This is a genomic window from Pseudoalteromonas luteoviolacea NCIMB 1944 (assembly GCF_001625565.1).
Classification (GTDB): Bacteria; Pseudomonadota; Gammaproteobacteria; order Enterobacterales; family Alteromonadaceae; genus Pseudoalteromonas; species Pseudoalteromonas luteoviolacea_F.
The window spans coordinates 193,184-216,225 of sequence record NZ_AUXS01000013.1; the positions used below are offsets into that span (position 1 = coordinate 193,184).

The window sequence follows — 23,042 nt, forward strand, 5'->3', positions numbered from 1 at the left end:
ATATTATGTTGTAATTTTATCTTACCTAGTTAAGGATGGGAATAGAATGGATCAGTTACTAGCGCTCGACAAAGAGGATATGAGGACAGGAATAAATAGTTTTGTGCATGATCTGTCCGCTCACAGGCAAAGCGGGTTGGCTTGGGTTAAAGGTCACATAAAAGAGATCAATGAATGGGTAGACAGGGATGGTGTGGCATTGTTACGCGGATTGAACATCGTCAGTACCAATCAGTTTAGCACTATTTTAGAAACCATTTTTCAAGAGCCTTTGGCCCAATATATTTATCGTTCGTCACCGCGAACAGCACTGAGAAACAATATTTACACCACCACAGAATATCATGCTGATCAGGTGATATTACAACACAATGAAAATGCCTATTCTAATTGCTGGCCAATGAGAATGGGGTTTTTCTGCGTGGTGCCAGCTAAAACGGGCGGCAATACGCCTCTTGCGGATAGCCGCGCCGTCTATCGGCAGCTACCTGTTGCACTGCGAGACAAGTTTGAACGGCTCGGGGTGATGTACGTGCGCAATTATGGCGAGATAGACTTGCCTTGGCAGGAAGTATTTCAAACGCAAAATAAAGCTGATGTTGAAGCATATTGCTGGAAGAACGACATTATCTTTGAGTGGAAATCTGACAATCATTTGCAGACACGGCAAATCAGGCCAGCGGTAGCGACGCATCCAAAAACGGGTGAAAAAGTCTGGTTCAATCAGGCGCATTTATTTCATTGTTCAAGCATTGATAATCAGCTACCCGAATCGATGCGCGAGAGTATAGGAATGGACAATTTACCGCGCAATGCTTATTTCGGTGATGGCAGTGACATTGATGCAAGCGACATAGCAACTATCAATGAGGTCTATCAATCGCTGACCTTTGCTTATCAGTGGCAGCGCAATGACATTATGCTGCTCGACAACATGCTGTATACACATGGTCGAGAAGCGTATACAGGCACCAGAAAGGTACTGGTGGGCATGGCAAAAGCGGCGTATGGCTAGGTAACAGGCTATATGCGCGTTTTTCGTGTCGAAAACGGGTTTGTTAGTAGTAAAGAAGTTGGCAAAGTAACTAAACAACGCTAGGGAAACACACAATGAACGGGTTTTATCAGCAACAACTCAAGGTAGTATGCCTATGCTGTATGAGTTTATTACTAACTTCTTGTTTTAAAAACAGTGTGGCGCAAGACAATACAATCACGGCTGAGCAGATTGAAAAGTTCAAAGTCACGGTGAGAGACTACTGCGATAAAATGGTATTTTTTGGCAGTATTTATATCACCTCAGGCGAGGATGTAGTGTATGAGACTAATTGTGGTCCACAAAACATTCAATATGATGTCGCCAATACCTCTGATTCTAAATTCCGTATTGGCTCCAATACCAAGGAGTTTGCTGCCGCTATTTTACTGCGCACGCTTGCTGGTGAGGATCTACACAGCAAAACGATCCGCGACTATTTACCTTGGTATCCAGACAACCAGTGCGCGGATGTTTCGCTGCACAATTTATTGAGCATGTCGTCGGGGATCAATGATTATAGCGCGAACCCGGAGGTGTTTTTAAACTGGGGTTGGCGGCCATATTTATACAATGATGTAACGAATTTAAATGGACCTGAGGGATTTAGCAATCGCTTTTGTACATGCAAAGAGCAAGATAATAAGCCGAGCTTTGAGCCGGGTTCCAAATTTGACTATAGCAATTGTAACTATTACATAATCGGTAATATTCTCGAGCAATTAGCAGCGGGCAAGCAAGGTCAAATCGACTCGAACTTTTATTTTAGAAATATTGTTAAAGAGCAAATATTAGACCCGCTCAATATGCAAGACAGCGGCACATTCAATGCCATTGGTATAGTTGAAAATATGACCACTGGGTATGTCTTTGACCAAAACCAGTATTTGCCGCTCACCACGGGACGTCCACCAGAAACAGGTGGTCCTGCACCGTATGAAAATATCTTTAAAAACCCTTACAGCAATCCTCTGGTGCTCTATTCCGCAGGAGATATGTACTCCACAGTGAAAGATATGTCCAAGTGGGATCAAGGCTTGTATGGGGATACGATTTTAAATGAAGCACAGAAAGAAATGGCGTTTGCGCCTTACCAAAATACACAAAGCGAAGATGAGTGTGAATACTTTGGCTACGGTTGGTTTGTGACGTATATCGATCCGAATCAGTACGGCAAAGTGCCAGATTGCCCAGATGATCCAAACAGTACCAATTTGAACAAATATGAAAAGTTTTTACAGTACTCTGGAAGCTATCCATATTCATGGGTGACGAGCTTTTCACGACTGTTAGAGCGTGATCAAGCTGTGATGGCCTTTAGCAATTACAACAAAACCGGTTATGAGTCCGATTGTATTGCAGAAGAGCTTCGCAACATTATTTTTTATAACGATCGACATCGTACTGAGCAGTGCCAAGGTGTATTGGATGGCACGATAAATTAAGTGAAGTAACAAAAATCAGAATAAGGCTGCCTGCGGTAGAGTGTTGGGTGAAGTGTGTCTCTGTGCTTTTGTCGGCCTTAAAGAAGCGAATTTCTGCTTTTTCACGTGAAATTGCAGTGATAAGGGCAAGTAAATGCAAAGTTTAATGATGTTTAAACACTTCGCATGAACTTGGTGGGTTCACAACTGTTTAAATCTACATCATAGAGGATGAATTATGACAGCGACAAAAACAGCAAAGGACGACAAGGCAAATGAAGCAAATGCTTCTGCTACGGAGCCGCAAAGCACTGTAGTTCAGGCAGAAGACCGAGCAGCCGTGGCGCAGATCATTGTCGACAAGTACTCTAAGTGGTCGTTTGGTTCTGGGTTAATCCCAATTCCAGCGGTTGATTTAGTGGCTTTAACGGGCATTCAAATGAAGATGATTGGCGAAATTGCCAATGTGTATGGTCAGTCATACAGTGACAATAAATTGCGTGGCACGGTCAGTGCTGTGATCGGTGGGTCATTTCCGCAAACGCTTGGTGGAGCTGGGTTGAGCAGCTTCTTAAAAGCGGTACCGGTAATTGGCACGCTGAGTGCAATCGCATTTATGCCTGTAGTGTCTGCCGCATCTACACACGCAGTAGGCAGCACTTTCATTCGTCATTTTGAAAATGGTGGCACTTTGATTGACCTTAATCTTGCGAGCATTAAGGGCGATATTGCAGGTATTGCAGCAAAATATCGTAAAGATAAGGGTAATGCCAGCACACAACCGAGCAATGCCACTGTGTAATCACAGTGGCTGAACCATAATAAACCAACAGGCTAACTGTTGGTTTATTTATCAACATTGGGCTTTTGAGGAGTACATTATGATAGTGGCATTGTATTTGGTGTTATGTATTTTATCAGGTTATTGGGGACGCAATACATTTGCCGGGCCTGTGGGCTTTTTTCTTATCTCATTGTTTTTGACGCCAATTGTTAGTTTATTGATGTTGCTGCTGACACAGGGCCGCAAGCCAGAGCAGGATGCTGAAGACGACTAGTTTTAAACCAGATTATGTGCGCTTGGCGATAAAACTCGCTTTTAGGCTATCGAGCCGATAACAACAATGATAAGAAAATCAAAATGGTATTATACGATTTAATCAGTCGGAATATAAAAATAAAGAAAAGGACTTTCGTGATGTTGGGCTGTATCTCTGGCCTTGCTAATGCGTTAGTCCTTGCCTTGATAAACAATGTGTCTGAAAACATTTCAGATATCCACAAAGAGAATCATATTCTCTATTATTTGGTGCTGTTTATCCTGACAATTTCAATTTACGGTCTGACCCAGCAAAGGCTGATGACTAAAGCCGCTAAAATGGTTGAAAAAGCCATTGATCGGCTGCGTGTTGAGTTATTTGAATGCGTGCGTCATACCGAACTGTCGACACTAGAAACCATTGGCAAAGAGCGTATTTTTAATACGCTGAGCAAAGAGTTACAGACTATTTCGCAGTCTGCACAATTGTTTGTGATCATCGGACAGTCAATTAGTTTAGTGTTTTTTACCTCCCTTTATATTGCCTGGCATTCCTTTGTGGCGTTTTTGGTGATCTCCATCCTAATTTTAATGGGAGCCAGTATTCACCGATTGCGCGCCAATGAAATTCAACGCAATATGCAGCTGTCTTTTGAAAGTGAAAACATGCTGATCCAGCGCTTGTCTGACTTGCTCGACGGGTTTAAAGAAGTAAAGCTCAGTGTTCCCCGCGCTGATGATTTAGAGCATGAATTTGTGATGGACTCAGCGCGGGCCAAAAAAGCCAAAACGACCACACAAACGTTATTTGCGACCGACTTTGTGTTATCGCAAATAACCTTTTTTGCTGCAACTGGGGCCATGGTATTTATTGTTCCGAGCTTGTCTCATGTGTATACCGATGTGGTGATAAAAGTAACCACTGCATCACTGTTTTTAATTGGTCCAATTACCAGCATTGTTGGTGGGATCCCAATTTACACCACCGCCACCGAAGCTGCGCAAAATGTCCTGACGCTAGAGGAAGACTTAAAACGTGCCAAAGTGGACAATCGTCATCTCGATACAGACCACTTTTCTCATGTTCATGACTTTGAGGAACTCAAACTCGAAGGGACATATTACCAACATGGCCAAAAAGGCGGCGACAGACCGTTTTTTGTTGGGCCGGTTGATTTGACCTTAAAACGTGGCCAAGTCACTTTTATTACTGGCGGTAATGGCAGTGGTAAAACGACTTTTATCCGCATGCTTACGGGGCTGTATGAGTTGCAAGGCGGGCAGATCCTCGTTGATGGCCAACCTATCACAGATAATCTTAAAGAGGCGTATCGCAGCTTATTTACCGCAGTATTTGCCGATTTCCATTTATTCAAACAGCTGTACGGTATTCATCATACCAGCCAAGAGGAAATCGACGATTGGTTGGCATTTTTAGAGATGAACACCAAGGTCAAAGTGGTAGACGGTGCGTTTAGCAGCATTGATCTGTCATCGGGGCAGAGAAAGCGGCTAGCGTTATTAAGTACTATTTTAGAGAATCGCCCAATTTATATTTTCGATGAATGGGCGGCGGATCAAGATCCCATATTTAGGCGGAAATTCTATGAGCAAGTACTGCCTAAGCTCAAAGCTAGAGGCAATACGGTCATCGCCATCACCCATGATGATGCCTATTTCCATCTGGCAGATGTACACCTAAAAATGGTTGAAGGACAGTTAATGGAACACCATGAAGTTGAGGGTAAAGGAGTAACATCATGAACATCATTCTCCCTTCTGATATAACACTGACGATAATCATCAGTGCCATAGTGGCGATAATCCTATCTAATATCTTAATGCGCATACTGAAGCGCTACCAACCTAAACTCAGACGACGGATTTTATCGTGGCGCTTTCGCGCTGGCTTAACTTTGTTAGTCACAATTTTCATTGTGATTGCATTGATCCCGGTTATTTTTATTAAGGTCGACTCGGGTGAAGTTGGGGTGCTATGGAAACGTTTTGCGGGCGGTACTTATTTAGATGCACCGCTACATGAAGGAACGGTATTAGTCTTCCCTTGGGATACGCTGACAATCTATTCCAGCCGTTATCAAACCGCGCACACTAATGTCTACGCCATCACCAATGAAGGGTTACGTATTACGTTAGACATTACAGTGCGTTATCGCCCAGAAGTGGATTATATTCCTTATTTACATAAGTTGGTGGGGCCTGATTACGTTGATGAGATCATTCTTCCTGAGGTCAGCTCTGGGGTACGCATGATTGTATCGCAATATGATGCAGAGCAGGTATATGGCAATCAGCGCAAAGAAGTACAAGAGGAACTGCTAGGCCAAGTACTGAATGAGTTGGAGCTTAAAGAGAAATCCATGCTGCGCCAAGAAGCACAAATGATGGCGGGACATCACCTCGTAAACTTGGATGATGTACTGATCAAACGTGTCGATTTACCTGACAAAGTACACAGTGCGATCATTTCTAAAGTGAATCAAAATTACATTTTGGAAGAGTATAAAATGCGTGTTGAAGTGGCTAAAAAAGAAGCGCTGCGCAAAGAGGAAGAAGCCAAGGGGATTGCCCTATTTCAAGAGATGGTCAGTGATGGGATCTCTGAAGCCTACCTTAAATGGCGTGGTATTGAGGCCACGATTGAACTGGCCAAATCTAACAATGCTAAGGTGGTGGTCATTGGTAGCGGCAAAGACGGCTTACCGCTGATTTTAAACACCGAGAGCAGCCTGACACCTGCAAACAGCAGCTTTAAAGAAACCCACAAACCAGGAGAGTTAAAAGCTGAGCTAGATGCACCGGCGACGGATGAAGCGCACAGCAAAGACGAGTACCTAAACAGTGTCGATAAGTATGGTCATAAGCTCAAGCCTGATCTACGCCAGCCTGATAAAACCCTATCTGATAGGTCGCTGCAAACCGGCGAACCTATGGAATATTTAAAGTAGAGACTAAAGCGCCTCTGGTAAAACAGGGGCGTTTTTATATTGGCTTAGTGAATTACTTATCGTGTTGGCATAACAAGCCGACCCTAATCAAAGTGCACAGAAAAAAGGTTGTGAATATTCAGGTGTACTCTGGTCATTCGAAAGATACATACTAAAAAGTCCGAATGAAATGGGTAGCGAAATGCTAAGGTAAGTCAGAACGTAATTTTTTGCGTTCAAAGTAGCATTGAGGTAGCACCGTATGCCAAACACCAAATTTCACTTCATGGAACAACTGTTCTAAAAGCTGATTTCAAGCGATAAACGCACTCGGTATTTTGACTGATTCTTACCAGGTCTTGTTTTAGAACTTACCAAAGCGCGTAGAATGTTGTTTTGCGTTTATAAAAAGACACTCGTTAAAATATGTGAGCTAGTTAATGTGCCAATCACGTTTAATAACCTACGCTGCACATTTACGTCTATTACAGAGAGTAATGGCATATCAGGACTCCGCCTTAAATACATGCTAAATCAATTAACTGATAAAAGTGATTTGAAAAAAGCTGGCTATATTAATATTAACAGTTAAGGAGGTTTATGAGCTAGTACAGCATGCGGAAGATAGAATTTATTCTTATTTAGCGGCTAATGACATAGGAGATTTAATAGAAATAGAAAGGCTTCAAAACTTATTTGCAAGGGCTCTCTAAAGAAAATTAACTAGCGCTAATGGCTGCGATTATTTAATTTGTAAGGCTCTACATAATATGTTGCTTTACTTTTCTTGAATGTTATTTCGGATGGTATTCGTCAATCTCTATATCAGAAGGGCTGAGGTTAGAGTAAATCTCTAAGAACTTATTTCTGGCATTGGCTAATAGCTCGTTTCCGTTTTCGTAGTCCGCGCTATAGCGCCCCGATTTAGAGTTAATAATCCATTTTTCGTTTTTGTAATGGAGTTCCCCACCGATACGAGCTGACTTAAACCCTGTTAGGGTTGGGTGCCCACGTCTATCAATTTCTTCTCCTATCAATAGGGCTCCATCTAGAGATATTACCCAAATCTTAAACTCATTCTGGTCGCCATTACATAATTCAGGGAAGTCATTTTTTAGACATTTATCTTGTTTCCCATAATAACTAATCCCAACTTGATTATGTAGTCTGTCACCTGATAATTCTTGTTTATTAATGCGTTTTGGAGCCCTTGGTTTACCGAACTGCTTGTCCAGATAAGCAAAGTAATTATCTTTTTCTGTTTGAAATGAACGTATTAATGGAATAAGAAAGTCTTTGCCTGAATTAACTTCATGTAGGGTGTCATATTCAAGAATAACCTTAAGGGGTCGAATAATAGCGTCAAAGCCACTTTGATCGTAAATTGAAATTCCTGCGATTGCATCGCCCTGAGGAATCTCAGTAGAATCGAATAGAATATCAAATAAAGATAATTTTTCACTTTGAAATTTCGCACACCAAATGTATTTAGCCAAAGGTTTACACAAAATTTCTTCTTTATTCGCTACATTAGGTGTTTTAATTAGGCTGCTTTTATAAATAGCGGAGCTAATTAGCTCTATATCGAATGTCACCGCTGGGCAGCCTTCCCCAAGCTCGTGGTAGTAATGGATGTATTCTTGAATGACAGAGTTGCATGTGTTAGCAATATACTCCGAGGGAATTCTGATCTTTCTATAATTCGGGATAATTAGGCTATCAGGTATAAGCAGCTGTTCGGCATCTTGCCAGTTACCATGTTCGTCTTTTTCTTCTAACATAAGGCCCCAATTAATAGACGCTTCGGTTTTTCCTTCAATGAGTGAGTTAACTTCTTTATTATTAGTAACTATTCGCATTCTTGCGAATGGACCGATTCTGTCATCATGAATATATAGGTAATTGTTACGTTTAAGTTCTTTGTACCCAAGAATTGTGACAGCGTGACCTCGCCCCTCACTTATTAGCTGAGCGTGTTCTTCTTTCCAATACACATCAGCTCCAAGAATTAACGGGAGGTCGCTATTTAAATAACTTTTTACAATATTGAAAAAGTTATCAGATTCAGTACTGGACCTAGTATCAATATTAAATTTATGGTTTCTCAGCTTTTGTATATCTAAAGAACGAAGAATTTGTTTATTGGTCAGCCCCTTATTGGGAAAGCTATTGTGAGAATCTACTACATGGTTTATTGCTGCCAGTGTAATTTCGCTGGAAGATGGTACTGTTCGTAAATCCTTTTTATCTAGTGCCTGAAGTGCACTCCAGATCGAAGTTGTTGCGCATGCCGAGACAACTTTATCTTGCTCTTGGAATGCAACAGTATCTACATGTAAGCTAAGACCGAATAAATTGACTTTATACCTGTGACTTAGTGCTTTTTTGTAGTCGCTATTATCAAAGCTTTTGTATAATCTCAAGCAAGATTTGCCAATAAAGGTTTTGGGTAACGGTTTAATAACTATAAAACCAATATATGAATCCTGAAGTGTTTGATGTTTCTCGGTAGAATATTCGTAGAGGTAAGATTGGAATTCAGGGTGGTTTATATCTTTAGAAAAGAAATGCAATCTCGCACAACGATCACCATATTGATTAAAGCATTTTACATAGTATCTTGAATAGTCTTCCAAAAAATCTCGATCTACATAGTCAGGCTCAAGTAGAATTGTCTTTGCTTCAAAATCAGATAGATATCGGTATAGGTATTTAATCTGGTATTTCGAGTTAATATCGGGGAACTCTGAACCGAAACGTTCTTTTACCAAATTACTCAAAGTTTCTTTAGCAAATTCACAAAGGAGAAAGTCTGATTGCATTTTTGTTCCATCAAAAAAGGCAGTTTATTACTGCCTTTCCATCCACAGAAATGTTTAAAGGTTATAACTACGAGAAAAGAATTTGTCTGTAGGGGTTTGACTGCGGGCTTTTTCCGAGTAGGCCTTGTCGCGTTCGTTCTGGCGGCTACTGAAGCCTTGAGCCACTTTCCTATCAGCTTCTGCGCATTCCGCAAGTTTCGCCAACTTTTCAAAAGTCATGTTTAGAACCTATTCTATGATTCAACCGGGTTGAATATTATACAGATAAAACATTGTAAATCAATATCTACGGTCTGTTTTTTTATGCGAAAACAGGCTGTGGAATGCTAAATAATGCCACTGATGAGTAAAAAAGTAGCAGTTGAAAGCTATCAATACAAGCTTATTCTTAACATTTTTATGCCTGATTTGCTCTGGGTAAATCAATGAATCTTTCATCAGGTCTTCTTTCAACATCTGCTCTGATCGGGAAATGGTAAGAAAAATCAAGGTTAGTTGCAACTGTGGTGAGTTTCTATTGCGAGAGCGCTGTCATTGGAATGCAATGGTTTGAAGGTAATTAAGTTGCTGAGGTTGTTCTTGGTCTCTGTCCGAATGCTGAACTCCATGGATCTTTTGTTTAGCGGCGATATTTGGTCAGGTCAAATTTTGGTTTGATTGGAGAGCTGTGGATTGCATAAATACCTGTAATAATGACAGTAGAATCTTTGAACATACAAATAAGTAACATCATCTGCTATGTCTGTATTCTTTTAGAGCAATTAAAATGGTTATTAACTGGTTTTTAGCCAATTAAGTTGCTTCAAAAATCATGGTTTGGAGGTACAAACAGAGCATTTAAAAAAAATTACAGCTTTACAATCGCTATGTTATTTAAAGCGAGCTAATGGGATCAGGCTGTGAGAAATTCAAAGCTACTAAGTTGAAGATAAGTATTAACTTAAACATGGTGTCTTTAGACTAGTTTAGGCCGCCTAAAAGCATCAATTTATTAAACTCTATATGCATAAAAGCAGAAGTATTGGGAAAATTAAGTATGTAGGAAAAAAATGGTGGCCCCACCTGGACTCGAACCAGGGACCTACCGATTATGAGTCGGGTGCTCTAACCAACTGAGCTATAGGGCCATTTTTTGTGATTGTGTGAAAACAATCTTATGAAGCGCTGGCAGTATATGAACTTTTTCGTCGCTTGTCACTATCTAAAACTGAAAAATATAACTTATCTTGTTCAATTGATTAATAAAAACGCAAAAAGTCATGATTAGGACGAATCAAAGAAAACAAAAAAGCCGGTAAATACCGGCTTTTTTACTAATACGTCAATTACAGACCTAGTTTCTTCTCTAGATAGTGGATGTTTGTGCCACCATTTTGGAAGTTTTCGTCTGCTAAGATCTTTTTGTGCAACGGTGTATTTGTTTTGATACCGTCAATCACAAGTTCGTTTAACGCATTGCGAGCACGTGCGATTGCAACGTCACGGTTCTCACCATAAGTGATTAATTTACCGATCATTGAATCGTAGTGTGGTGGTACTGTGTAGTCAGCGTAAATGTGGCTGTCCCAACGAATACCTAAACCACCAGCAGGGTGGAAACGCGTGATCTTACCTGGAGACGGGATGAACGACTCTGGGTCTTCAGCGTTGATACGACACTCGATAGCGTGACCTTTGATCACAACATCATCTTGTGTGATTGATAAAGGTTGACCCGCAGCAATTTTCAGCTGCTCTTTGATTAGGTCAACACCTGTAACCATTTCTGTTACTGGGTGCTCTACCTGAATACGAGTATTCATTTCGATGAAGTAGAATTCGCCATTCTCGTATAGGAATTCGAATGTACCAGCACCGCGATAACCGATTTCGATACATGCACGAGTACAACGGTCACCGATGAACTTACGCATTTCTGCTGTGATACCCGGTGCTGGCGCTTCTTCAACTACTTTTTGGTGACGACGCTGCATTGAACAGTCACGCTCACCTAGGTGAATCGCATTGCCTTGACCGTCAGCAAGTACTTGTACTTCGATGTGACGTGGGTTTTCTAGGAATTTCTCCATGTAAACCATGCCATTGCCGAAGAACTGCTGCGCTTCAGTTTGTGTCAGTGCAATTGAGTCTAGTAACTCTTCTTCTGAGCGAACAACACGCATACCACGACCACCGCCGCCGCCTGCTGCTTTGATGATAACAGGGTAACCGATGCGCTTAGCGATTTGCACGTTGCGCTCGTTGTCTTCTGTTAATGGGCCGTCAGAACCTGGTACACAAGGTACGCCAGCTTTACGCATAGCTTCGATTGCAGAAACTTTATCACCCATCAAACGAATAGTGTCGCCCTTTGGACCGATAAAGATAAAGCCACTTTGCTCAACTTGATCAGCAAAGTCAGCGTTTTCTGATAAGAAACCGTATCCTGGGTGGATAGCAACAGCGTCTGTTACTTCTGCCGCAGCGATAATGCGAGGAATATCTAGGTAACTCTCAGCCGCAGCTGGTTTACCGATACAAATTGTTTCGTCTGCAAGTAGAACGTGTTTAAGGTCACGGTCAGCAGTAGAGTGTACTGCAACCGTTTTAATCCCAAGCTCCTTGCAGGCACGCAATACACGAAGTGCAATTTCACCTCGGTTTGCAATGACTACTTTATCTAACATAGTGTTTGCCTTCTTGGGAATTATTCGATGATGAATAGCGGCTGATCAAATTCAACTGGCTCGCCGTTTTCAACTAGGATAGCTTTAACAGTACCGGCCTTGTCAGATTCGATCTGATTCATCATCTTCATCGCTTCTACGATGCAAAGTGTGTCACCAACGTTTACTTTTGTGCCAACTTCAACGTAAGCCGCAGCAGTTGGAGAAGACGCTGAGTAGAAAGTACCAACCATTGGAGACTTAACTTGGTGGCCTGCAGGAGTTGCGGCTTCTGCCGGTGCGTCAGCTGCTGGTGCCGCCGCAGGAGCAGCTACTGGAGCTGCAGCAGGTGCAGGAACAGCGAATTGCTGAGGCTGAGCCATAACAGGAGCACTGCTGTGACGGTTAATACGTACTGACTCTTCACCTTCGGTGATCTCTAGCTCTGCAATACCTGATTCTTCTACTAGTTCGATTAGTTTTTTAATCTTGCGAATATCCATAACTTGGCCCGCCTGTTAGTTAATTTGAGTTATCTTGTTTGCGCAACTGGTCAATCGCTGCCATTAATGCAGCTTGATAGCCAATTGCACCTAATCCACATATGACGCCTTTCGCTACATCCGAGAAGTAGGAGTTATGACGAAATGGCTCACGTGCGTGCACATTTGAAATATGCACTTCATAAAATGGGACGCTGATACTGAGCAAGGCATCGCGTATGGCGATACTCGTGTGTGTGAAAGCTGCTGGATTGATGATAATACAATCCACTTCGCCGTAATGGTCATGGATGGTATTGATCAGCTCTGCTTCACTGTTGCTCTGAAAATGAGTCAGCATCACATTATGTTGTTCTGCGCACTTTATAAGTGACTGCATTATTTCCGCTAAGGTCTGTGTGCCATATTTATCTGGCTCGCGTCGGCCCAACATGTTCAAATTTGGACCATTAAGTACTAAAACCTTAAAATTTGCTGACATAATGCGTGAAATTCCTTTAAATGGGAAATAACGAGACTTTTCGTCTTTTACTTTGTCTAACTTAAGCGCTTGCGCCTTAAATAGCAAATATTTCTCACGTTCGTGAACTATTATAGAGTGTTCGAGGTAAATAGCAGCAAAATACTGGTCTAATCAGAGATAAAGTACAGCCTATTTGACTTAAATATTCAAATAGGCTGTGGGTAAAGGGGAGGATTAGTAATAGTTACGGACTTTTTGTAGGTGCTTGGCAAAGTCTTCCGCACTCATAAAGCCAGTTACACGTAATTCAGGGATCTCTTTTCCGTCTTTGTCGAAGAACAGCATGCTAGGTAAACCAAACACCGTGAAGTACTCCATGATCTCGAAAGTGGTGTCGTTACTCTCAGTAAGATCCAGCTTCAACAGTTCAAAGTGTTGGAACTCTTTTTGTACTTGCGCCTCTGGGAAAGTGTACTTTTCAAACTCTTTACACGCCACACACCAGTCAGCATATAAATCAACGACCGCAATTTGCCCCTGCTGATTTGCTTTAGCGACTTCGCTATGCAGTCCATCAAGTCCTTCTATCAATCTAAACTTTTTCTCTTCGATTGGACCTGATGCAACGCTTATTTGTGTCACAGGCTGTGGGAAAAGGACTGACTTACCCATGAAAAAGGCGCTGACAAACAAGGTCATCGACAGTGCCCATAAAAATGTTTTCCCTTTACCTTGCGATTGTGCGCTTTGCCAATAGTGCAGATAAAGAGCAGTGGCAACGGCAAGGACTGAGGCTAGCATGACGATAATATCGAAATCCAAGATGCGCTCTAACAAAATAAGTGGCACAAACAGCATCAAGAAACCAAATAGGGTCTTAACTTGCTCCATCCAGCCGCCTGCTTTTGGCAGTAATTTACCACCTGAGGTACCAAGTAATAACAGTGGCAAGCCCATACCTAAGCTCAGTGCATACAAGGTTAAGCCGCCAACTAGGAAATCACCACTTTGCGCTACATATAAAAGTGCAGCGGAGAGAGGGGCTGTGGTACAAGGGCTGGCAATAAGGCCTGATAATACACCCATCATAAACACACCGGTGTAATTACCACCTTTTTGCTGGTTGCTGATCTCAGTAAGTTTACTCATCATGCCGCTTGGCAGGCGCAGTTCAAACCAGCCAAACATGGCAAATGCTAAAATCACAAATAAGATACTAAAACTAATAAGTACAGCAGGGTGCTGAATGTAGCCTTGAATATGGCCGCCAAAATAGGCAACCACAAGACCGAGTGCCGCATAGGTTACGGCCATACCTTGTACATAAACAAATGACAGTGAAAACGCCTTTTTGGTCGACAGGTTGCTTTGACCGGCAATGAGGCTCGACAAAATAGGGAACATCGGAAACACGCATGGTGTAAAAGCCAGTAGCACGCCCACTAAGAAAAACGCGCCTAAATTGGTGATAAAGCTTTGCTGGGCAAGTTTTTCACTGAATGATAATTCGCCGTCGTCACTGTTGAATGTTTTTGATTGCGAGCTTGATTTAACTACGTTTGGTTGTTGTTCTGACTCACTCTCGGTGTTGTTGGTTGGAGCACTAGTTGCGCCAGCTAAGGCTGTGAGTGGGATCTCAATGATCTCAGGTGGGTAACAGAGCCCAGCTTCAGCACACCCTTGATAGCGAATTTTTACCACTGCGTTTTGGCCAATATTCGAGAGTTTAGAGACCACAGAGAGCTCATCAAAATATACTTCGGTGCGACCAAAGAATTCATCTTCAATCATTTTACCTTCACGTAACTCAGGTACCTTGATGTCGGCATCTTTAGCAATAAATTCGAGCTTGTGTTTATAAATATAGTAGCCCGGAGCGATATCCCAACCAGTAAAGAGCACAGTGCCTTGCTGGTCAAAATCAAACTGAAACGCCTGATCGACCGGTAAAAATGTTTGCTGTTTTGGTTCAAGTAAACTGTCCAAAACTGTGTTATTGGCCGTAGCCTGAAAGCTGCCAATAAGCAGCAGCGATATAAAGGAGAATAACAGCGTCGTCAGTCGCATTAATTTAGTACCTCTTCCATCCAGTTAAAATATTGCTGCGAGCCTGCTGTGACCTCAATCACCTGGACTTCGGGCACATCGTAAGTGTGCTCAGCTTGTATCGCTGCAATGACTTTACTAACCAGTGCGGATTTTGTTTTGACTAGTAGTTTAACTTCTTCATCTTGTGTGACTTTTCCTTGCCACACGTAGATTGACTCTATTTTAGGCAAGATGTTCACACAAGCGGCTAATTTATTTAAAACTAAATGCGCCGCGATATGGCGGGCATTGTCTTGACTATCACAAGTTGTCATAACCATTCTATAGGGGGTACTCATCGTGTTATTGCCGACAAAATTAGTTGTGTCCATATAGTAACGAATGACAACCGGGATCCCAAGGTGTGCTCGTTGAGTTGCATTAAGATACTCTGAACTTTCAATCTCAGTTTTGTTCTAAAGAGCATTCTTGAGCAAAACCGAGACAGCAGTATAAGCCGCAGTGTAATTGATGCTGACTGTAAGCTTGAAAATAGACCTGACAAGCCATACATCTATTTCAGTTTATTTGGAGAATCTATGTTTAAAGTTCTTTTTTTGTTATTTATCGTTGTTCCTATTGTTGAAATTGCATTGCTGATCCAAGTCAGTGACGTCATTGGTGGGTTTGCTACCATCGCCTTGGTGATCGCCACTGCTATTTTAGGTGCAAAGTTGGTAAAACAGCAGGGACTCGGTGCATATTCTAATGTGCAAAAGCAAATGGCATCCGGTCAGTTGCCAGGACAAGATTTGTTTACAGGGTTGTGTGTCATTATTGCAGGTGTATTTCTAATGACGCCCGGGATCATGACAGATGCAATCGGTTTTATGCTGTTAACACCTGCGATCCGAGGAAAAATAGCGAAATCATTAATAGAGCAAGCGAGTGTGAAAATGCAAAGTTCTGCCCAAGGCAGTATGTTTGGCCAAGGTTTTGGTCAACAGCATTCACATCAAGATACTCAAGCTCCCTTTGAAGAGCAAAAGTTTGACCCATTCGAGCGCAAAGCACCTCAGTCGGAATCTCAATCTGCAAACACCATCGAAGGTGAATATCAGAGAAAAGATTAAAATTTTTTAGTTTTTTCTCTTGGGTTTTAAATATCCACCCCCATCTAGAATTGCAAGTTAAGTTTTAATCCAGAGAGTCGCATTTTAAGCCGCATTTATTGGCAGCGACTCACTCTGAATAGAAAGATTATTTCTGTCATTGTTCAGAAAAGTTAGGAGAACTAAATCTATGAACATTCGTCCTTTACATGATCGCGTTATTGTTAAGCGTCTAGAAGAAGAAACTAAATCTGCTGGCGGTATCGTATTGACTGGCTCAGCAGCTGAAAAATCAACTCGTGGTGAAGTTGTTGCTGTAGGTAACGGCCGCGTTTTGGACAGTGGTGAAGTAAGAGCACTAGAAGTAAAAGCAGGTGACACAGTGCTTTTCGGCTCATATGTTGAGAAGACTGAAAAGATCGAAGGTCAAGAGTATCTGATCATGCGTGAAGACAATATCCTAGGTATTGTTGGCTAAGCATTAGCTTGTAAAAAACAAAGTAGCTTTTAACGAAAAGAATTTAGAGGAATAAAAACATGGCAGCAAAAGAAGTTCGTTTTGCAGGTGACGCTCGCACTAAAATGCTGAAGGGCGTAAATGTATTGGCTGACGCAGTAAAAGTAACACTGGGTCCTAAAGGTCGTAACGTTGTACTAGACAAGTCATTCGGCGCACCAACTATCACTAAAGATGGTGTATCTGTAGCGAAAGAGATCGAACTTGAAGACAAGTTTGAGAACATGGGCGCACAGATGGTTAAAGAAGTTGCGTCAAAAGCAAATGATGCTGCGGGTGACGGTACAACTACAGCGACAGTACTAGCACAAGCAATCGTAAACGAAGGCCTTAAGTCTGTTGCTGCAGGCATGAACCCTATGGACCTTAAGCGTGGTATCGACAAAGCAGTTGTTGCTGCAGTTGAAGAACTAAAAGCGCTTTCTGCTCCGTGTGCAGATACAAAAGCAATTGCACAGGTAGGTACTATCTCTGCAAACTCTGATAAAGAAATTGGTGACATCATTGCTGAGGCAATGGAAAAAGTAGGTCGTGAGTCAGGTGTTATCACGGTTGAAGAAGGCCAATCTCTAGAGAATGAACTAGATGTTGTTGAAGGTATGCAGTTTGACCGCGGTTACCTATCACCTTATTTCATCAACAACGCTGAAAAAGGCCAAGTTGAACTAGATAACCCACACATTCTACTAGTAGACAAAAAAGTATCTAACATCCGTGAACTACTTCCTACACTAGAAGGTGTTGCTAAGACAAGTAAGCCACTACTTATCATCGCTGAAGACCTTGAAGGTGAAGCACTGGCAACGCTAGTTGTGAACAACATGCGTGGTATCGTGAAAGTAGCTGCTGTTAAAGCACCAGGTTTCGGCGACCGTCGTAAGGCAATGTTACAAGATATCGCTATCCTAACTGGTGGTACTGTGATTTCTGAAGAAATCGGTCTAGAACTTGAGAAAGCAACACTAGAAGACCTTGGTACTGCTAAGCGCGTTGTTATCACTAAAGACGACACGACAATCATTGATGGTGTTGGTGAGCAAGCAGCTATTGACGGCCGCGTATCACAGATTAAAGCACAAATCGAAGAAGCAACTTCAGATTACGACAAAGAAAAACTACAAGAGCGCATGGCAAAACTTGCTGGCGGTGTTGCAGTAATTAAGGTTGGCGCAGCTACTGAAGTTGAAATGAAAGAGAAGAAAGACCGCGTTGAAGATGCACTACACGCAACTCGCGCTGCGGTTGAAGAAGGTGTTGTACCTGGTGGTGGTGTTGCACTAGTACGTGTTGCTAGCAAGATCGCAGGTCTTGAAGGTGAAAACGAAGACCAAAACCACGGTGTTAAAGTTGCACTACGTGCGATGGAAGCGCCTCTACGTCAAATCGTTTCAAACGCTGGTGACGAAGCATCTGTTGTTGTTAACTCAGTAAAAGCTGGCGAAGGTAACTATGGTTACAACGCCGCAAACGGTCAGTACGACGACATGATTGAAATGGGTATCCTTGATCCAACTAAAGTAACGCGTTCTGCACTTCAGTTCGCAGCATCAGTAGCGGGTCTTATGATCACAACTGAAGCTATGGTTGCTGAAATTCCTAAAGATGAGCCAGCTGCTGCACCTGATATGGGTGGCATGGGCGGTATGGGCGGTATGGGCGGCATGATGTAATCTGCCTTTAGCCTAAGCTAATACTGAAAAACCCAAGCCATTGCTTGGGTTTTTTATGTTACTGATTTAGCACAGCTCGTTAGTAGAATGATGCTGTCTCAAGATAGCCCATTGAAATTTGATCTTATAGAGTATCATGGGGTTGTTTATAATCATAAATACCTAATCACTCGTTTGTAATGTCACTAACCTGTTACAGTGATTCAAACAGATATAAATCCAATACCTCTTCTTGATAGTTGCGATTAAATAGCTCGACAACTCTCATGCTGATACGGACCTGCAAGACTAATAAAACCAAGCTTTATACACTGTTCAGTGGCCCAATTCCTACCGTACTTGATGTCAATTCTGGCTCATGGTAGCTGTTGAATTTGTTTTGGCATTCCCTGTCTAAGATACTGCTCAACAAACATGGACAATACATCAATCACTTTATCATCAGGCGTTTGTATACATCGTTAGCAATAAACGTCGCGACTTAGTCCTGCTACGTTACAAGTATATGCCACATTGACTTCAAACCGTGCTCGTAAGAGCTTGAGCTAAGCTCTACGCCTTCTTATATTGATAGAAGTTCTACTTATGAGCTGTTTCAGTTTATGGAGGAGATACTTTGCACTTTCACCTAAATAGAGCCAAATAAAAAAGCATCTATGAGATAGGCATAAACTTTGCCTAGTTTGTAAAGCCACTAATAGAAGGATTTATACAATGAAGGTTCAAAATCAATCGCTTGTATATAGTCAGCAAATAGTTCAAGCTCAGCAAACTGTATCTGGTGAAAAATCAGGCAAAATATTGCCGTCATCTGGGGCGGCAAGTGGTCATACGGAAAATGATAAATTTGATTTTACCAATATGACGATGAAAGAGCTTTCTCAAGCATCAAAAGCTTTGTATGACGAAGGTGTACTGACCTTGGGGCAACACGCGTCACTTTCACTGAATTATACAGCGACGGCGACAGGGCTAAATCAGGGGGATGGGCAAGTTTCCTTGAGTGCATTATCTAAAGCCGAAAATGAGAAAGTAGATGTTATTGCAATGCAAAAAGAGCGATTAAGAGAGGCCACTGCGAGCGGTGCACCAGCCTCTCAAGTAGCGTTCTCCAAAGAGCTTCTCCATACACTAGAAGCTTATCATTTTGGAGGTGCGGGGAGATTCCACGCGAGTGTTTAACTATCTGATATACAGGCGTTCATCTTCTTGGTTGTTTGGTAAGCAGATCACGCGATGATACTCCTTGTTGTGGAGCTGATGAGAGCAAGGGAAAATTGCTAAGTTTTTAATAGTACGAAATCTGAATTATTCACAAAAACGCCTTGCCCTCACAGGTGTTATCCTCAGAAATAAAATGTTCAATTTTTTTCGAGATGGGCTTTGCTTTTCGCTTTAAGAGTGCGTTTACTATTGAGATCCTGTTTTAGAGCGTATTTTTGAAATGTTGTTGACTTTGAGCTCTACTAAATCGCCGCTCACATGGTCCTCAAGTTCTCGCTCTATATCAAAATCAATGTGTTTTTTACGTATTCAGTAATAACCTCAAAGATTAGATTTACTGAGCAAGCACCAGTTCTGCCAATTCTTTTTTGGCATTAATGCGCAGTGATATGAGAGCATGTGATTGGCGTACATCGGTAAGGTAATCGAGGTTTTTTGGCAGTTCTCCGATCACGTTAAATTGTTTGTTACCAAGTTCATAGTGCCATAACTCATATTGTTCATTGATGCCATATAGACGTTCTCCATCAAGTATAAATCGCTTGTCACTGCCTTGGTCTATTAGCGTCTCTATCAGGGTATCTTCAATGTCGCCTGATCGCCAAAACCTATCCAATTTGTCAGTGTAGATGATTTGCCCTGTGGTACTTTTTTGCGCCCAGTTTACAGGCGTATCTCTTAGTTCTGTATAAGATAAGTTTGCCAAATCAAGTTGGGCAAATTTGAGTAAGCCGCCAATCCTGATATTGGCCAGTGCAGTTTGAGCGCCACTGTCCCAGTGAAAAAGTTGATCAATAGGGAAGGGGAACGTAAAGTGCTGGCTGTTTCCGTTGAGGCTAAGTTGATAGATTTCCTTCGCTGAATTAGCTAAAAGGCTCTGTCCATCTTTTGCCCAGTAAAATCCATCAATATAGCTATCCATAGCAAAATGTGAGAGCTGCTGAGTTGTCTTCCCATCGCTTATCCAAATTTGGTCAATGCCAGAGCGCTGTGAACTAAAGGCCAGTTTATTACCCATAGGTTGGAATGTCGCGCTATCTTCTGCAGAAATTGAGCGTTCAATAATACTGTATACCTTGCGATGATTGTCATGCATTGGATCTTGAGCCGAGTTCTCAAGTTCATTTAGTGACACCGATGCAATGTCACTATCGTAGAAACCTTTGGTCACGAGGATACGACTGCCACTGGGGTGAAAGTTTGGTGATCCCATAGGCTCATCGAGAGGAAGGCTCACATTATCAATTTGGCCGTCGTAAGAAAGAGTAAATAACTGCCTACCGGTACTGAATAAAAGCTGCTCATCAAAAGGCGAAAAGTTAGGGGAAATAAAGCGGTACTGTGCGATTTCACTTGGATAGTTAATGGCGACTTTTGAATGGACCTCTCCGTCGGGGGAAAGGATTTGCAGGTAGTACTCTCCCTGCGTATTGACGCTGGTGAGGGCGATAAGATCCTCTGATGGAGAATAAGCAAACTGAATGACGTTGTCATCAAGGGAGCCGTAAATTTTTTGGCTTTGCTGAGTATCTATGGCGTAACTGATCAGCTTCCATCTATTTTGATGCTGCTGTAGCAGCGCAAGGTGATTACCCTTCATCCACTTAGGTGAGCGGATCCGCGAGTTTTTACATTCCATGAGCGTTTTAGGTTGCTGTGGTGAGACGAGTGACTCTGCAAAATCTAGGCTCATCAGTTTATAACACTGCTTTTGTGTAACTGGCTGTCTGCAATCTTGTTGTTGAACAAAATAAAGTGTACGGCCATCCTCTGAAAAAGTATGTTTTCCATGTGAGCTTAAATTTTGTGTTAATTGATATTCTCTCTGAGTGCCCGTATGTTTTGCCCATATATTGTTAATACACAGGCGCTCTTCATAGCGATGGAAAACCACATAGTCACCATTTGGTGAGTATATACCGGCATTTTCCCTATCATCGGTTGCTGTTAAAGCGGTTAGTTTGGCGACTGATAAAGAAGTGGGTTGCGGCTTAAGAAAGATAACTGAGGCGCCAATTATGGCAAATAGCAGTGTACCAAATAACGCGACTTTTTTATTGCTTGTAGGCTTGGTGCTCACCCTGTCTTTTGTATGTACCGTTTGCTCACTCGACTGAATTGCTGTATTCAAAGGCTCCGTTACGGTTGTCGCTGTTGAGGCACCGGTTTTTTCACCCCATTCAACTTTCGATTCTAAGCTGTAGCCTTGTTTTGCATGAGTTTTAATTACAACTTGTACTTTACCGTCGTCACCGAGTGCTTTTCTCAATTGGGCAATACTACGTTGCAAAGTATTAGGGGATACAATGGTATTTTGCCAAACGCTGTCGAGCAGCATATCTTGGCTGAGCACTTCTCCTTGGTGTTTGGCTAAGACGGTAAGCACGGCTAGGGCCTTTGGTGCCAGAGTTTGGATATGATCTTGGTGTGAAATTTGGTTTCTGGACAAATCGATATAAAAGTCGCCTACCCAATACTGTTGTTGCATAGCCCTTCCTACTGATAGTCAGCAATTGTTGTAATTATCTTAACTTGCATAAAGCAAGGTTAACATATGCATTTGATAGATAAACATCAAACCATAACCTTTTGAAAATTTTGCTATTTTATTTTTCATTGTAAAGTCAAAGAGACGTCAGTAAGACATCAAGCATTTCACTCTAAGCACGTTAATCTTATCACCGAGTTAGCCAAAGAGACACCGATGGGCAAGCTATAAAGCGGCTGTTTTAGCCGAGCCCACTTAGCATAAATAACGAGGAATAATGATGAAAAAATATGCGCTGACATTGATATACATGATGATACCACTGATGAACATCCAGGCCGCGGAGTTTGCATCGTATACCATGCCAAGAACGCAAGTTGTGCCAATCACCAATTCAGTCAACGGTGGCCAATACGAGTTATTGGTCAAGCTACCTGAAGAGTATGGAAAAGATCCAAAACGTCGCTACCCAGTTGTTTATTTCACCGATGCGGTATGGCAACTTGATTTGTTGTCAGCGGCAACCACATTTTTAATGGATGAAGTCATTTTAGTTGGCATATCTTGGCAAAAAGACATGCCTAAGATCAATGGTGAACCCGCAGCGCCACATGCCAGTCGATTTCGTGATTATACGGTCACTCCGTCAAAGGATCAGGCTAGGCAGGCAAAATATCATTTTGGCCAAGCTGCGGAGCATTTAGCTTTTATTCGCAAAGATGTTTTTAAACGGATTGACGCACTTTATAACACCAAACCAAAACAGCGCGCATATTTTGGTTATTCACTTGGCGGGCAATTTGGAATGTACGCATTGATTGCACAGCCAGATACTTTTAATCACTACATATTGGGTAGTCCTGCTCTCGGTGGCAGCGTGGATTATTTAAGTGAATTACTGATCAAACAGAAGCAACTAGACGCAAATGTGTTTATTTCATATGGAAACAAAGAACCGCGGCTGAAAAAGTATGTTGATAAACTGATATCTAGGTTGAATGAGCATAAACAGGGCCAGCTGTCTTTGACACATGAAGTGATGGATGGTGACCACTCGCAAGCAGTGCCAATGACCGTCGCCCGCGGCGTGACATGGTTATCAAATCTATAAGAAACAGTTGTT

General features: G+C 42.0%; 18 protein-coding genes and 1 tRNA gene. 11 read left to right on the plus strand and 8 right to left on the minus strand.

Annotation, left to right across the window (positions count from 1 at the left end):
* Nucleotides 1-46: 46 nt before the first annotated feature.
* The 6 genes from N483_RS02710 (at nucleotide 47) to N483_RS02730 (ending at nucleotide 6,468) form a co-directional block, all read left to right on the plus strand.
* Nucleotides 47-1,015: a TauD/TfdA family dioxygenase gene (locus N483_RS02710; RefSeq protein ID WP_023400715.1), complete on the plus strand. Its 969-nt coding sequence runs from the start codon at nucleotides 47-49 to the stop codon at nucleotides 1,013-1,015.
* 95 nt (nucleotides 1,016-1,110) lie between these two features.
* Complete coding sequence (locus tag N483_RS02715) at nucleotides 1,111-2,481, plus strand: serine hydrolase domain-containing protein (protein WP_023400714.1); 1,371 nt, start codon at nucleotides 1,111-1,113, stop codon at nucleotides 2,479-2,481.
* A 217-nt stretch (nucleotides 2,482-2,698) separates the two neighbouring features.
* Nucleotides 2,699-3,262, plus strand: coding sequence for a YcjF family protein (locus N483_RS02720; RefSeq protein WP_023400713.1), 564 nt, complete (start codon nucleotides 2,699-2,701; stop codon nucleotides 3,260-3,262).
* A gap of 79 nt (nucleotides 3,263-3,341) precedes the next feature.
* On the plus strand, nucleotides 3,342-3,518 hold the full coding sequence (locus N483_RS27210) for a hypothetical protein (protein WP_023400712.1): 177 nt from the start codon (nucleotides 3,342-3,344) through the stop codon (nucleotides 3,516-3,518).
* A 140-nt stretch (nucleotides 3,519-3,658) separates the two neighbouring features.
* Complete coding sequence (locus N483_RS02725) at nucleotides 3,659-5,263, plus strand: cyclic peptide export ABC transporter (protein ID WP_023400711.1); 1,605 nt, start codon at nucleotides 3,659-3,661, stop codon at nucleotides 5,261-5,263.
* On the plus strand, nucleotides 5,260-6,468 hold the full coding sequence (locus N483_RS02730; RefSeq protein ID WP_023400710.1) for a prohibitin family protein: 1,209 nt from the start codon (nucleotides 5,260-5,262) through the stop codon (nucleotides 6,466-6,468). The genes N483_RS02725 and N483_RS02730 overlap by 4 nt, the downstream gene beginning before the upstream one ends.
* Before the next feature lie 773 nt (nucleotides 6,469-7,241).
* Here the strand turns inward: N483_RS02730 and N483_RS02740 are convergent.
* From N483_RS02740 to cutA, 7 genes are all read right to left on the minus strand, one after another.
* Nucleotides 7,242-9,269 carry a hypothetical protein gene (locus tag N483_RS02740; RefSeq protein ID WP_023400708.1) on the minus strand — a complete coding sequence of 676 codons (2,028 nt, stop codon included), beginning with the start codon at nucleotides 9,267-9,269 and terminating at the stop codon, nucleotides 7,242-7,244.
* A 1,050-nt stretch (nucleotides 9,270-10,319) separates the two neighbouring features.
* Nucleotides 10,320-10,396 (minus strand) — tRNA-Ile (locus N483_RS02745).
* A 198-nt stretch (nucleotides 10,397-10,594) separates the two neighbouring features.
* A complete protein-coding gene (gene accC, locus N483_RS02750) occupies nucleotides 10,595-11,935 on the minus strand; it encodes an acetyl-CoA carboxylase biotin carboxylase subunit (protein WP_023400706.1) in 1,341 nt (446 codons plus the stop codon).
* 20 nt (nucleotides 11,936-11,955) lie between these two features.
* Entirely contained in the window at nucleotides 11,956-12,417 is a 462-nt protein-coding gene (gene accB / locus N483_RS02755; protein ID WP_023400705.1) for an acetyl-CoA carboxylase biotin carboxyl carrier protein, read from the minus strand.
* A 19-nt stretch (nucleotides 12,418-12,436) separates the two neighbouring features.
* Entirely contained in the window at nucleotides 12,437-12,898 is a 462-nt protein-coding gene (aroQ, locus tag N483_RS02760; protein WP_036976820.1) for a type II 3-dehydroquinate dehydratase, read from the minus strand.
* A gap of 216 nt (nucleotides 12,899-13,114) precedes the next feature.
* Nucleotides 13,115-14,947: a protein-disulfide reductase DsbD gene (locus N483_RS02765; protein WP_023400703.1), complete on the minus strand. Its 1,833-nt coding sequence runs from the start codon at nucleotides 14,945-14,947 to the stop codon at nucleotides 13,115-13,117.
* Complete coding sequence (gene cutA, locus N483_RS02770) at nucleotides 14,947-15,267, minus strand: divalent-cation tolerance protein CutA (protein WP_036976846.1); 321 nt, start codon at nucleotides 15,265-15,267, stop codon at nucleotides 14,947-14,949. Before cutA ends, N483_RS02765 begins: the two co-directional genes overlap by 1 nt.
* A gap of 240 nt (nucleotides 15,268-15,507) precedes the next feature.
* Here cutA and N483_RS02775 point away from each other — a divergent pair, with 240 nt between their 5' ends.
* The 4 genes from N483_RS02775 (at nucleotide 15,508) to N483_RS02790 (ending at nucleotide 19,389) form a co-directional block, all read left to right on the plus strand.
* Nucleotides 15,508-16,041, plus strand: coding sequence for an FxsA family protein (locus tag N483_RS02775; protein ID WP_023400701.1), 534 nt, complete (start codon nucleotides 15,508-15,510; stop codon nucleotides 16,039-16,041).
* Between the two features lie 169 nt (nucleotides 16,042-16,210).
* Complete coding sequence (locus N483_RS02780; RefSeq protein WP_023400700.1) at nucleotides 16,211-16,498, plus strand: co-chaperone GroES; 288 nt, start codon at nucleotides 16,211-16,213, stop codon at nucleotides 16,496-16,498.
* A gap of 59 nt (nucleotides 16,499-16,557) precedes the next feature.
* Nucleotides 16,558-18,207 carry a chaperonin GroEL gene (gene groL, locus N483_RS02785; RefSeq protein WP_023400699.1) on the plus strand — a complete coding sequence of 550 codons (1,650 nt, stop codon included), beginning with the start codon at nucleotides 16,558-16,560 and terminating at the stop codon, nucleotides 18,205-18,207.
* Between the two features lie 714 nt (nucleotides 18,208-18,921).
* Nucleotides 18,922-19,389, plus strand: coding sequence for a hypothetical protein (locus N483_RS02790; RefSeq protein WP_023400698.1), 468 nt, complete (start codon nucleotides 18,922-18,924; stop codon nucleotides 19,387-19,389).
* 376 nt (nucleotides 19,390-19,765) lie between these two features.
* Here N483_RS02790 and N483_RS02795 read toward each other — a convergent pair whose 3' ends face one another.
* Entirely contained in the window at nucleotides 19,766-21,919 is a 2,154-nt protein-coding gene (locus N483_RS02795; RefSeq protein WP_023400697.1) for a winged helix-turn-helix domain-containing protein, read from the minus strand.
* Nucleotides 21,920-22,196: 277 nt separating this feature from the next.
* On the opposite strand from N483_RS02795, the gene N483_RS02800 reads away from it, so the two are divergent.
* On the plus strand, nucleotides 22,197-23,030 hold the full coding sequence (locus N483_RS02800; protein WP_080672643.1) for an alpha/beta hydrolase: 834 nt from the start codon (nucleotides 22,197-22,199) through the stop codon (nucleotides 23,028-23,030).
* Nucleotides 23,031-23,042: the final 12 nt, after the last annotated feature.